This window comes from Yimella lutea (assembly GCF_006715095.1).
GTDB lineage: Bacteria > Actinomycetota > Actinomycetes > Actinomycetales > Dermatophilaceae > Yimella > Yimella lutea.
Genome location: NZ_VFMO01000001.1, coordinates 84,065 through 96,483, shown reverse-complemented (window position 1 = coordinate 96,483; position 12,419 = coordinate 84,065). Strand labels below are relative to the sequence as shown.

General features: G+C 67.5%; 12 protein-coding genes. 8 read left to right on the top strand and 4 right to left on the bottom strand.

Annotated elements, in window-relative coordinates; genetic code table 11:
- Window positions 1-35 precede the first annotated feature (35 nt).
- Together FB459_RS00465 and FB459_RS00460 are read left to right on the top strand one after the other, a co-directional pair.
- Entirely contained in the window at window positions 36-1,175 is a 1,140-nt protein-coding gene (locus FB459_RS00465; protein ID WP_141927063.1) for an AI-2E family transporter, read from the top strand.
- A complete protein-coding gene (locus tag FB459_RS00460; RefSeq protein WP_129625469.1) occupies window positions 1,172-1,672 on the top strand; it encodes an NUDIX hydrolase in 501 nt (166 codons plus the stop codon). The genes FB459_RS00465 and FB459_RS00460 overlap by 4 nt, the downstream gene beginning before the upstream one ends.
- Here the strand turns inward: FB459_RS00460 and FB459_RS00455 are convergent.
- Window positions 1,661-2,278 carry a response regulator gene (locus FB459_RS00455; protein ID WP_129625470.1) on the bottom strand — a complete coding sequence of 206 codons (618 nt, stop codon included), beginning with the start codon at window positions 2,276-2,278 and terminating at the stop codon, window positions 1,661-1,663. The two genes, FB459_RS00460 and FB459_RS00455, sit on opposite strands and share 12 nt — an antisense overlap.
- Window positions 2,275-3,480, bottom strand: a complete 1,206-nt coding sequence (locus FB459_RS00450; protein WP_211345103.1) for a sensor histidine kinase — start codon at window positions 3,478-3,480, stop codon at window positions 2,275-2,277. Before FB459_RS00450 ends, FB459_RS00455 begins: the two co-directional genes overlap by 4 nt.
- A 183-nt stretch (window positions 3,481-3,663) precedes the next feature.
- Between FB459_RS00450 and FB459_RS00445 the strand changes: the two genes are divergently transcribed.
- From FB459_RS00445 to FB459_RS00435, 3 genes are read left to right on the top strand one after another with little or no spacing between them, the layout of a single operon-like run.
- A complete protein-coding gene (locus FB459_RS00445; protein ID WP_141927062.1) occupies window positions 3,664-4,725 on the top strand; it encodes an ABC transporter permease in 1,062 nt (353 codons plus the stop codon).
- On the top strand, window positions 4,722-5,408 hold the full coding sequence (locus FB459_RS00440; RefSeq protein WP_141927061.1) for an ABC transporter ATP-binding protein: 687 nt from the start codon (window positions 4,722-4,724) through the stop codon (window positions 5,406-5,408). Before FB459_RS00445 ends, FB459_RS00440 begins: the two co-directional genes overlap by 4 nt.
- A 31-nt stretch (window positions 5,409-5,439) precedes the next feature.
- Entirely contained in the window at window positions 5,440-6,417 is a 978-nt protein-coding gene (locus FB459_RS00435) for a hypothetical protein (RefSeq protein WP_141927060.1), read from the top strand.
- Between the two features lie 13 nt (window positions 6,418-6,430).
- Here FB459_RS00435 and FB459_RS00430 read toward each other — a convergent pair whose 3' ends face one another.
- A complete protein-coding gene (locus FB459_RS00430; RefSeq protein WP_246092249.1) occupies window positions 6,431-7,009 on the bottom strand; it encodes a bacterial proteasome activator family protein in 579 nt (192 codons plus the stop codon).
- A 158-nt stretch (window positions 7,010-7,167) separates the two neighbouring features.
- On the opposite strand from FB459_RS00430, the gene FB459_RS00425 reads away from it, so the two are divergent.
- Window positions 7,168-8,145, top strand: coding sequence for an NAD(P)H-quinone oxidoreductase (locus FB459_RS00425; RefSeq protein WP_141927059.1), 978 nt, complete (start codon window positions 7,168-7,170; stop codon window positions 8,143-8,145).
- A 94-nt stretch (window positions 8,146-8,239) separates the two neighbouring features.
- On the opposite strand, the gene FB459_RS00420 is transcribed toward FB459_RS00425, so the two are convergent.
- Window positions 8,240-8,989, bottom strand: a complete 750-nt coding sequence (locus FB459_RS00420) for an IclR family transcriptional regulator (protein ID WP_342771002.1) — start codon at window positions 8,987-8,989, stop codon at window positions 8,240-8,242.
- Window positions 8,990-9,060: 71 nt separating this feature from the next.
- Between FB459_RS00420 and hutH the strand changes: the two genes are divergently transcribed.
- Together hutH and hutU are read left to right on the top strand one after the other, a co-directional pair.
- Window positions 9,061-10,620, top strand: coding sequence for a histidine ammonia-lyase (gene hutH, locus FB459_RS00415; protein ID WP_211345102.1), 1,560 nt, complete (start codon window positions 9,061-9,063; stop codon window positions 10,618-10,620).
- A 23-nt stretch (window positions 10,621-10,643) separates the two neighbouring features.
- Window positions 10,644-12,395, top strand: coding sequence for a urocanate hydratase (gene hutU / locus FB459_RS00410; RefSeq protein ID WP_141927056.1), 1,752 nt, complete (start codon window positions 10,644-10,646; stop codon window positions 12,393-12,395).
- Window positions 12,396-12,419: the final 24 nt, after the last annotated feature.

Here is a 12,419-nt window from a genome sequence, read left to right as displayed (position 1 = left end):
CCGATCCGGTTCAGCCGGTAAAGACCATTCCTGCCATGGTGTCGGCCGAAGTACCGGAGGATGCCCAGGACGAGCGTCCCGAGCGTCCGCTGGACGACGTCAGTTTCGGGGTGCAGGTCGCCGCATGGTGGTCGCTGTGTCTGATCCTGATCGTCAGCGGTGTCATCACGCTGTTCTGGCTGCTCAACGAGATCAGCCTGGTCACGATCACCATCGCCGTGGCGATCATGATCACTGCGCTGCTCCAGCCGATGGTCGCGCTGCTGACCCGATGGAAGGTGCCACGCACCCTCGCGGTGTTGATCGTCTTCCTAGGCGGTATTGCGATCATCAGTTGGCTGCTGTGGTTCGTGATCAGCCAGATCGCCTACTCCAAGGACAGCCTGCTGGACCAACTCAACGGTGGTCTGGCCTCGGTGCGGGACTGGTTGGTGCACGGTCCGTTGGAGATGACTCCGAAGCAGGCCGACCGCTTCTCGGTTCAACTGGGTGACACTCTGCAGCAGCAGTTCGGCGGATCGTCCGAGGCGCTCGATCGTGCGACCGGCGCGATCGGCGTGCTGTCCGGTGGGGTGTTCTGCCTGTTCGCGACCTTGTTCATGTTGTTCGATCGGGGACGCATGTGGGCATGGTTCGTCTCGATGTTTCCCGATCACATCCACGACCACGCGCAGGAGGCCGGACAGGCTGCCTGGCGCACGCTGACCGCGTACATGCGCAGCCTGGTACTGCTGGCCGCGATCAATGCGCTCGCGATGGTGCCGGTGATGATGATCGCCGACATGCCGTTGGTCGTTCCGCTGGCCGTGCTGCTCTTCCTCGGATCGCTGGTGCCGCTCATCGGGGTGCTGGTCGCAGGTGTGGTGGTGTGCCTGATCGCGTTCGTCAGCCAGGGCCTCACCACTGCGATCGTCGTCGCCGTCGCGCTGGTGCTGATCGTCCAGTTGTTCGGCAACCTGCTGAACCCGATCATCCTGGGCAAGGCGGTCGACATCCACCCGCTTGCGATCCTCGTCGGCGTCACCGGTGGAACGCTGCTCGCCGGCATCTTCGGAGCGTTCGTGGCCGTCCCGTTGATCGCGGTGCTCAACAACGCGATCAAGGCGGTACGTCACCACCACACTTCCCGGCCGAACGGCAGCACCGCCGACTCGGCCGAGGTGGCGAAAACATGAGCGACGAACCAGGTGCGTTGCAGCGCACCGGTTTCCGGCTCTACCGCAAGCTCTCCCCGGCGGTCGGCCAGCGGCTCGTTCGTACCTTCAAGCCCACCTATTCCCTGGGCGCGATCGCGCTGATCGAGTTCGACGGCAAGCTCCTGGCGTTGCGGCAGGCGCATCGCGCGGGCTACTCCCTGCCGGGTGGTCTGATCGACCGCGGCGAACAACCCCGGGACGCGGTGCGGCGGGAAGTGGCGGAGGAAACCGGGATCGACATCGACCCGGGCGACCTGGTCACCGTCGTGTTCGACCCGCGGGTGCGGCACGCCGACGTCATCTTCCGCGTCGTCTGTGACCGCGAACCCGAGGTCACGGTGGCCAGCGAGGCGTACGACCACGCCTGGCTCGATCTGGTCGGCTGGCCCGAGGCCGACTACGCGACCGCGCGGATCCTCAAGGCCGTTCGCGCTGCGTCCACCGTGCCGCAGCCCGGCCGGTTGTCAGCGCAGTAGCCCGAGGTCGCGGGCGCGCCCGACGGCGGCGGTGCGGGAATCCACGCCGAGCTTGTCGAAGATGTGCACCAGGTGTGATTTCACCGTCGCCTCGCTGACGAATATCTTCCTCGCGACCTCCCGGTTGGATGCGCCGTCGGCCACGAGTGTGAGCACCTCGAGTTCGCGAGCGCTGAGCCGCTGCACCGGGTTCCGCAGACTCGCCAGCAACCGGTCTGCCACCACGGGTGCGAGGGCGGTCTCGCCGTGCGCGGCCTTGCGGACTGCGCGGATCAGTTCGTCGGGCGGCGCGTCCTTCAGCAGGTAGCCGACGGCCCCCGCCTCGACGGCACGCAGGATGTCGGCGTCCGTGTCATAGGTCGTCACGATCAACACGTGCGGGGGATCGGGCAGTTCCCGTAATGCGGCGGTGGCCGCGACGCCGTCCATGCCTGGCCCGAGTTGGAGATCCATCAGTACCAGTTCCGGTTGGTGCATCCGGGTGAGTTCGATCGCCTCCGTGCCACTCGCGGCTTCGGTGACAACCTCGATTCCGGCTGCCTCCAACAGCATCCGGAGACCGGCGCGTACCACCGGGTGGTCGTCGGTGATGAGCACTCGCGTCATGAGCGCGCTCCGTTCAACGGGATCTCGACCTGGACGGTGGTGCCCTCACCGGGTGCGGACTCGACCGCGAAGCGTCCACCGGTCTCTTCGGTACGGGCTCGCATGGCGTTCAACCCGTAGCCGCCGCTCTGACTCGGGACGATGGGTGCGGACGGGTCGAAACCGCGTCCGTCGTCGCGGACATCGAGTCGGACGACGTGGGCGTCCCCGCCCAGGGTGACGACCGCGCGGCAGGCATCGGCGTGCTGACGGACGTTCGCGAGGGCGCCCTGCGCGATGCGTAACAGTGCGACCTCGACGGTGGTGGGGAGCGAGCCCACCTGATCGTCGACGACGAGTTCGAGTCTGGTCGGGCCGGACTGGCGGTCGATCAGCCGTTGTAGCGCAGCAGAGAGCGGGGCGCGTTCGAGCTCGGTCGGGGTGAGGGCGTGCACCACCGATCGCGCGTCGGTGAGGCCGTCGGCGGCCGCCTGCTCGATGCGGGTCAGCACGTCACGCAGCTGGGATTCGTCGGCAGTGCCGGTGAGCCCGGCACGCGACAGCAGCACGATGCTGGAGAAGCTCTGCGCGAGGGTGTCGTGCACCTCGCGGGCCAGGCGGGCTCGTTCCTGCAGCACTCCGGCCTCACGCTGAGCACCGGCGAGCGCGTCGTGGGTAGCGATCAGATCACCTTGTGCCGCGAGCAATTCGGCGTTCAGTTGCCTTCGTTGCGCGCTCTCGGTCCGCAGCTGCCGGTAGATGGATGCGATGCCTATCGCCACCAGCGCGCCGATGCAGGGGCCGAGGATGCGCGGCACCACGGGGCCGTCGCCCCGGGCCAACTGAGCCGTGACCACGACGAGCGTTGCGAGCCCGATGACGGCCAGGGCCACTGGCACCCGGAGCAGGTGCAGCGCGATGAAGAACAGCGCGAACGCGACCCAGGACAACTCGACACTCACCGCGACCAAGGCAATCCACCCGACGAACAGCACCGCGAACCAGACGACACCGGACGAGGGCCTGCGTTTCTCGGTGACGAGTCCGATCGCGTACCAGGCGCCCAGCGCGAGACACCCGAGCACGAGGGGGATCGGGTGGCTGCTCTCCTGCGCGCCGCGGACCGTCCCGACGGCCAACAGCAGTGCGAAGAGCCCGTGCACGGCGAGTTGGAGAGTACGCAGCACAGGGCTCGGTGCGATCGGAGCGGTGGCGGCAGGCATCACCATCGACCGTACTTCGACAGCGCCCGTCGGCGCTTCCTCGCGGCATCCATCGAACGGTTGATCCCGTCGTCCATCGACGGTCGATCCGCCGATTCCATCGGTTGCGCGATGTGCGACCTGCCTGGTGCGGGGTGAACTGGACGACATCGACATCAGTGTGTCCAGAAGGAGTTGTGCAACGTGTTCTTGGCAGTCCGTGACCTGTGGTGGGCTCGGGGCAGATTCGCCCTGATGGTCGCCGCGGTCGGCCTCATCACCGCACTTGTGGTGGTGCTCAGTGGGTTGACCGAAGGGCTTGCGCGGCAGTCGATCTCGGCAGTGACGTCCTTGTCGACCGATCGCATCGTGTTCGAGAAGCCCGCCGCCGGACAGGAACTGTCGATGAACGCTGGCCGGGTGACTGACGCACAGGTGGCCGCGGCCCGGCGCCAACCAGGAGTGAGGTCGGCCGATCCGCTGCGTATCGGCAACTCGCGCGCCACGGTGGACGGTGTCGTCGCCCAGGTCGCGTTGTTCGGGATCGACCCGTCGGCCCCAGCCGCGCCGAAGGGACTTACCGACGGATCGACGGTGATCAGCCGTGAACTGGCCGACGATCGGGGGATCGGTGCCGGGGACGAGATCACCGTTGCAGGCAGCAAGTTGCGCGTCGCGGCCACGGTCGACGATGCGTCGTTCAGCCACCTGCCCGTGCTCTGGGTGACCCCGTCGGTGGGACGACAGGATCCCAGCGACGGGATCGGTTCGGTGATTCTCATGAACGTCGGATCCTCCTTCGGGGCAACCGGTTTCGAGTCCTCGACCGGCTTGCTGGCGAAGACGAAGGACGACGCGCTCGGCGCGATCGGTTCGTACTCCGCGGAGAACGGGTCGCTGACGATGATCCGGGGTCTGCCCATCGCGATCAGCGCACTCGTGATCGGTGCGTTCTTCACCGTCTGGACGGTGCAACGCGAACCCGATCTCGCCGTCCTGAAGGCCATCGGCGCCCGCACCTCCTACCTCGTCCGGGACGCGCTCGGGCAGGCGTTGCTCACCCTGCTCATCGGGGGCGTGCTCGGTGCTGCCGCGTCCGTCGCGGCCGGCCTCGCCCTCGGCGGACGCGTGCCGATCGTCATCGAGGCACGCACAGTCGTCCAACCACTCGTCCTTCTCGTAGTGGTCGGTTTGATCGGTGCGGTGGCAGCCCTGCGCCGTGTCGTGACCGTCGACCCGATGGCCGCACTCGGAGGCGCCCGATGACTTACGCACTCGAACTCGAACGGGTCTCGGTCGAATTTCCGGACGGCGACGGTGTCGTCAAGGCGCTCGACGACGTGTCGATGACGATCGATCGCGGTGCGTTCGTCGCGGTGACCGGGCCGAGCGGATCGGGAAAATCGACCCTGCTCGCGGTGGCCGGACTGCTCTTGCGGCCGACGTCAGGGCGGGTGATGCTGGCCGGCCAGGACGTCACCGGATCCTCCCGGTCGCGAAGTACCGATCTGCGTCGAGAACGGATCGGCTTCGTCTTCCAGCAGCCCCACTTGATCGGATCACTCACCGCGATGGAGCAGTTGGAGATGGTGGCCCGTCTGTCCGGCGACCTCTCGGCGCAGATGCGGGAGCGCGCCATGCACCTGCTCGAGTCGGTGGGGTTGGAGGCCGTGGCGAACCGTCGTCCGGCGGCGATGTCGGGTGGCCAGCGCCAGCGGGCGGGGATCGCGCGGGCGCTGATGAACGACCCGCAACTGTTGCTGGTGGACGAGCCGACCTCTGCGCTCGACCACGAGAGGGGCGTCGAGGTCATCGACCTGCTGCGGGGGATCACCAAGGACCAGGGCACCGGGACGATCGTGGTCACGCACGACCTCGCAACGCTGGGTGAGCAGGACGAGGTGGTGCGGTTGGCCGACGGGCGGATGCAGGAACCGGTGTTCGCCTGAGTGCGCAGGGCGGTCGCCTAGGGTGGCGGGCGTGACCCAGAACCAGACAAGTCGTCGTGCAGCCCTGGCCGGAGCCCTGGCGGTCGGACTGAGCGCATGTAGCAGTAAATCCACGAACGACCCGGTCAAGACGGCGGGGACCTCCGGGACACCCGCCGGTGGGTCGTCGACCACGCCTGCGCCCTCGTCCACGCCGCCTGCCGGCAAGACGCTGCCGGGTGGGGCGCGCACGATCCTGCCGCAGCACCGGCTCGTCGGCTACTGCGGAATGCCCGGTGCCCCGGCGCTCGGAGAGCTCGGCGCAACCAATGATCTGCAGGCGCAGATCGACAAGATGATGAAGGTCGTCAAGCAGTACGACGACGGCACGGTGAAGCCGCTGCCGGTCATGGAACTGATCACCACCGTCGTCCACCCGTACGCCGGCCGGGACGGCATGTTCCGCGAGCGCCTCGACCCGAAGGTGATCGGGGAATGGAGCAAGGCGGCAGAGGACAACGGGGCCATCCTGCTGCTCGACATCCAGCCCGGTCTCGCGTCCTTCCTGGACGAGGCGAAGGCGTACGAGGAGTGGCTGCTCAAACCGCACATCGGTCTCGCCCTCGACCCGGAGTGGGCGATCAAGCCCGGGCAGATCCCGGGCAAGGTGTTCGGCACGACGACGGGCGCGAAGGTGGACGAGGTCGCGGCCTACCTGTCCGGACTGGTGAAGGAGAACGACCTGCCGGAGAAAGCGCTGATCGTCCACGTGCTGCGCCGTTCGATCTTCACCGAGGAGTCGGGACTCAAGCAACACCCCGGCGTGCTGGTCATCAAGTCCGTCGACGGCATCGGCGTACCGGCGGACAAGGTGAAGGCGTACGACGCGGTCATGAAGGGCACGCCCTCGAACATCAAGGGCGGTTTCAAGATCTTTTATCAGGAGGACACCGCGGGTGGTGGGCCGCTGATGAAACCGGACGAGGTGCTGGCGCTCTCCCCGAGGCCCGATTACGTGATGTACGAGTGAACGTGCGAGCGCGTCAGAGGTACTGACCCGTAGGGTGGTCGTCCCCGCCATGTTCGGACGGCTGCTCGGCCCGCTGCGGCAACCCGCGTCGCATCGCCTGCAACTGGGCTTGTGACGCCATCTGCTGAGCGACGATCGCGGTCTGGATGCCGTGGAAGAGACCTTCCAGCCAGCCGACCAACTGCGCCTGCGCGATCCGCAACTCCGCGTCGCTGGGCGCTTGCTCGCCGAACGGCAGCACGATGCGGTCGAGTTCCTCGGCCAACTCCGGCGCGAGACCGTCCTTCAGTTCGGCGATCGAACGCTGGTGGATGTCGGCCAGCCGCTTGCGCCCCTGATCGTCCAGGCCCGCCGTGCGCACCTCTTCGAGCAACTGCTTGATCATCGAGCCGATCCGCATCACCTTGGCCGGCTGCTCGACCAGTTCGGTGGCGTTCTCGACCTTGCGGTCGCTCGACTCCTCGTCCGAGTCCTCGGAGTTCTCGTTCGGATCGGCCACACCCATGCCGTCCTGGGTGATCACCACGAACCGGCCGTGTTCGTCGGCTGCGGTCGCCGCGTCCTGCTGGGTGTTCTCGTCCTCGGGCGTCATGGCCCCATCCTGACATCCGGTTCGTGTCCGGCGGTCCGGACCGCAACCGGTGCCGTCGGTGACGCCGGTCGTGATCTGCATGTCCAGAAGTGCCGCGGACGTCAAGAAGGTGGTTTCGATCCCATGGACACGTCCGTCCCCGGTCGTAGGGTCGACACATGCGTGCTGTGACCCTTCCCGAGTTCGGCGACGAGTGCGTCCTGACCCTTGCCGAGGTGCCCGACCCGCAGCCCGGGTCCGGCGAGGTCGTGATCGATGTCGCGGCGGCCGGGGTGAACCGGGCCGACCTGCTGCAACGACAGGGCCACTATCCGCCGCCGAAGGGTGAGTCGGACATTCCCGGCCTCGAGGTCAGCGGCACGATCAGCGCGGTCGGCGACGACGTGGACGGCTGGAGCGTGGGCACCGAGGTCTGTGCGGTGCTCGCCGGCGGCGGGTACGCCGAGAAGGTCGCCGTCCCGGCGGGGCAGTTGCTTCCCGTTCCCAGCGGTGTCTCACTGATCGACGCTGCCGGTCTGCCCGAGGTCGCGTGCACGGTGTGGTCGAACATCGTGATGACCGCGCACCTGCAGGAGGGTGAGGTGTTCCTCCAGCACGGCGGCAGCAGCGGCATCGGCACCATGTCGATCCAGGTGGCCCGCGCGCTCGGAGCGAGGGTCGCTGTCACCGCAGGGTCTGCGGAGAAGCTCGAACGGTGCCGCGAACTCGGCGCCGAGATCTTGATCGATTACAAGCAGCAGGACTTCGTCGAGCAGGTCAAGGATGCGGCCGACGGGCGCGGAGCCGATGTGATCCTCGACGTGATCGGTGCAAAGTATTTGGCGCGCAACGTTTCTGCGCTCGCGCCCGACGGGCGCCTGGTGATCATCGGCATGCAGGGTGGTGCGAAGGCGGAGCTGAACATCGGGGCGCTGCTGGCCAAGCGGGGCTCCGTCATCGCCACGTCGTTGCGTGGACGCGACAAGGCCGACAAGGAGCGGATCGTCGCCGAGGTCCGCAAGCATCTGTGGCCGCTGATCGAATCCGGACAGATCAAGCCGGTCATCGACCGGACGATGCCGCTCGACCAGGTGGCCGATGCGCATCGTCTGCTCAACGACTCGACGCATATCGGCAAGGTCTTGCTCACCGTCTGAGAGCCGATCACGCAGGCGCTATCAAAATCGGCGTGAGTTTCTGCCCTTCGCCAGGCGCGGCGAAGGGCAGAAACTCACGCGGATTCGGGGTGGGTCAGGCTCGGTGGCCGAGCCGGTGGCTGAGCGACTCGGCGCTCGCCTGCACCTGTGCCACGAGGTCGTCGCGGTCCGAGTCAGGTAGGTCGGCACCGAAGGTGCACGCCAGACCGGCTGCCGGCTGCCCGGTGTGGTCGAACACGCACGCCGCGATCGACGCGATTCCTGGTGTGACAGAGCCGTTCTCGATCGCGTAGCCGCGACGGCGCACCTGCGCGAGTTCCGATCGGAGGGCCGTGAGTGAGGTCGGTCCCACGCCTTGGCGTTGAACGAACTCGGCTCGTGACGGAAACAGCGCGCGGACCTGAGCGGTGGGCTGCGCCGCGAGCAAGGCGAGCCCGGACGCGGTCAGCGGGGCGGGCAGCCGGACGCCGACGTCCGTCACCAGCATGGGACGCCCGGGCGCTCGCTCCTCGATCACGTAGAGCACGTCGCGTCCGTGAAGCATCGCAAGGTGGGCGTTCTGCTGCACCTCGTCGACCAACCGCCGGATGGTCGGGAGGGCGACCCGTTGTAGTGGTTCCTGGCGGGTGTAGGCCGAGCCGAGTTCGTAAGCAGCGACGCCGAGTCCCCAGCGTCGATCGTCGGGGGAGTGGGTCACGAAACCTGCATCGCGCAGCACGCCGAGCAGTCGGTAGGTCGACGAGCGCGGGATGCCGAGTTCGCGCGCCAGGGCGGCGCCGGGCTGGGGCGTGCCTCGACGGGCGAGCAGTTGAAGGAGGGCGAGCGCTTCGCCGGCATCGGGCACTGTTCGAATGTCTCATATCTGAGACAGTGAAGATGCCTCGGCGGTGTCGCTCCCGCCGCGACGGGAGTGGAATGACAGACATGAGCAACGAGCACGCAGAAGCTGTCGAAGTCGGGATCGGTCCGCTGAGCATCGACGACGTCGTCGCGGTTGCCCGGCACGGATGCCCGATCGCGTTGTCGCAGCAGTCGCGGGCCGAGGTCGAGAAGTCGCGGGCGATCATCGACGGTCTCGCCAATGACACGGTGCCGCACTACGGCATCTCCACCGGATTCGGCGCTCTTGCAACGAAACACATCCCGGTGAGCAAGCGACAGCAGCTCCAGCGGTCGCTCGTCGCCTCACACGCCGCCGGTTCCGGTCCGCTCGTGGAGCGCGAGGTGGTGCGCGCACTGATGCTGCTGCGTATCTCCACCCTCGCGACCGGTCGCACCGGTATCCGTCCGCAGACGCTCGATACCTACGTCGCGATGTTCAACGCCGGCATCGTGCCGTGCGTGCGCGAGTACGGCTCGCTCGGCTGCTCCGGCGATCTGGCGCCGCTGTCGCATTGTGCGCTCGCCTTGATGGGTGAAGGTGAGGTGCTGGACGCCTACGGCACCCTGATGGGGGCCGGTGAAGCGCTCCGCGCGGTGGGTATCCAACCGCTCGTGCTGCAGGAGAAGGAGGGCCTGGCGCTCATCAACGGCACCGACGGGATGCTCGGCATGCTGTGCCTGGCGATCGACGACCTACGGATGCTGCTCACCACTGCCGACCTGTCGGCGGCGATGAGTGTCGAGGGACTGCTCGGCACCGACGACGTGTTCGCGCCGGAACTGCACGCGCTGCGTCCGCATCCGGGCCAATCAGCATCCGCCGAGAACCTGCGGAAAGCACTGGCCGGCAGTGGTATTCGTGAGTCACACCGCGACCCCGAAGCGTGCACCAGGGTCCAGGACGCTTACTCTTTGCGCTGCTCGCCGCAGGTGCACGGCGCCGCGCGCGACACCCTGGCTCACGCGATCACTGTCGCCGACCGGGAACTTGCCTCGGCCGTCGACAACCCCGTCGTCACCCTCGACGGACGCGTGGAGTCGAACGGCAACTTCCACGGCGCTCCCGTCGCCTACGTGCTGGACTTCCTCGCGATCGTCATCGCCGACGTAGCGAGCATGAGCGAACGGCGCACCGACCGCTTCCTCGACGTCGCCCGCAACCACGGTCTGCCGCCCTTCCTGGCCGACGACCCAGGCGTCGACTCCGGACTGATGATCGCGCAGTACACGGCGGCCGGCATCGTCTCCGAACTCAAGCGACTCGCTTCCCCGGCCAGTGTCGACTCCATCCCGAGCAGCGCGATGCAGGAGGACCATGTGTCGATGGGATGGGCCGGCGGACGCAAGCTGCGTCGGGCCGTCGACGGGCTGGCTCGGGTGCTCGGCATCGAACTGATCACCGCTGCCCGTGGCGTGCAGTTGCGCGCTCCGCTCGAGCCCAGCCCGATCACCGCTGCGCTCATCGAACAGCTCGACCTGCCCGAGCCCGGCCCCGACCGGTACCTCTCGCCCGAGATCGAACGGGTCAGCGCACTCGTGACGAGCGGTATGGCCGTACAGGCCGCCGAGTCCGTCACCGGCCCGCTCAACTGACCCACCGCCGAAGGAGATTCACCATGCAAGGTGCACGCCACGTCCGCGCTCCCCGCGGTACCGAGATCACCGCCACCTGCTGGCAGACCGAAGCGCCCCTGCGGATGCTGATGAACAACCTCGACCCCGAGGTGGCCGAACGTCCGGACGACCTCGTCGTCTACGGCGGCACGGGCCGCGCGGCCCGGAGCTGGGAGGCGTTCGACGCCATCGTCGAGACACTGAAGTCGTTGCAGCCCAATGAAACTCTGCTGGTGCAGTCGGGTAAGCCGGTCGGTGTCGTCACCACCAACGAGTGGGCACCGCGCGTCCTGATCGCGAACTCCCACCTCGTGCCCGACTGGGCCACCTGGCCGGAGTTCCGCCGGCTGGAGGCCGAGGGCCTGATGATGTACGGCCAGATGACTGCGGGCTCGTGGATCTACATCGCGACGCAAGGCATCCTGCAGGGCACCTACGAGACCTTCGCCGCCGTCGCACGCAAGCGGTTCGACGGGACACTGGCCGGCACCATCACACTCACCGGTGGATGTGGCGGCATGGGTGGCGCGCAGCCGCTCGCCGTGACGCTCAACGGCGGTGTCTGCCTGATCGCCGATGTCGACCGCACCCGCATGGAACGTCGCGTCGCCAAGCGCTATCTCACCGAGATCGCGGACGACCTCGACGACGCCATCGCGCGGGCCGACAAGGCGAAGCAGGACAAGCGCGCGGTCTCGATCGGCATCGTCGGCAACGCCGCAGACGTCTTCCCCGAATTGCTCAAGCGTCACCAGAACGGCGACATCCACATCGACGTCGTCACCGACCAGACCTCCGCGCACGACCCGCTGTCGTACCTCCCGTCGGAGTACTCGGTCGACGAATGGCAGCGCGAGGCCGAGGGCGACCCGGACGGCTTCACCAAAAAGGCTCGTGAGTCGATGGCCCGCCAGGTGCAGGCGATGGTGGGGTTCCAGGACGCCGGTGCCGAGGTCTTCGACTACGGCAACTCGATCCGGGACGAGGCACGTGCTGCCGGATACGACCGGGCGTTCGCGTTCCCCGGTTTCGTCCCCGCCTACATCCGTCCGCTGTTCTGTGAAGGGCTCGGTCCGTTCCGATGGGTCGCGCTGTCGGGTGACCCCAAGGACATCGAGGTCACCGATGCAGCTCTGAAGGAACTCTTCCCCGGCAACGAGCACCTGCACCGATGGCTCGACGCCGCAGGCGAATTCGTCGAGTTCGAGGGACTGCCGGCCCGGATCTGCTGGCTCGGCTACGGCGACCGCCACAAGGCGGGCCTGCTGTTCAACCAACTGGTCAAGGAAGGCAAGGTCTCCGCGCCGATCGTCATCGGTCGCGACCATCTCGACTCGGGCTCGGTCGCGTCCCCGTACCGGGAGACCGAGGGCATGCTCGACGGCTCGGACGCGATCGCGGACTGGCCGCTGCTGAACGCCCTGACCGCCGCGAGCTCCGGCGCCACCTGGGTCTCGCTGCACCACGGCGGCGGGGTCGGCATCGGACGCTCGATCCACGCCGGGCAGGTGGGTGTCGCGGACGGCACGGACCTCGCAGCCGCAAAGCTCAACGCGTTGCTCACCAACGACCCGGCGCTCGGTGTGTTCCGGCACGTCGACGCGGGTTACCAGCGTGCGGTCGACATCGCCGACGAGCGCGGGGTGCGAGTGCCGATGGAGCCGGTCGTGCGGGACGCCGACGACGCCGATGCGGCCCAACTGGCCGCCACCCGCAAGGCGGCGGAGTCCAAGGCACCCAAGGCAGGACGCTGAGATGACCCCCGAAAGTCCGCAGAT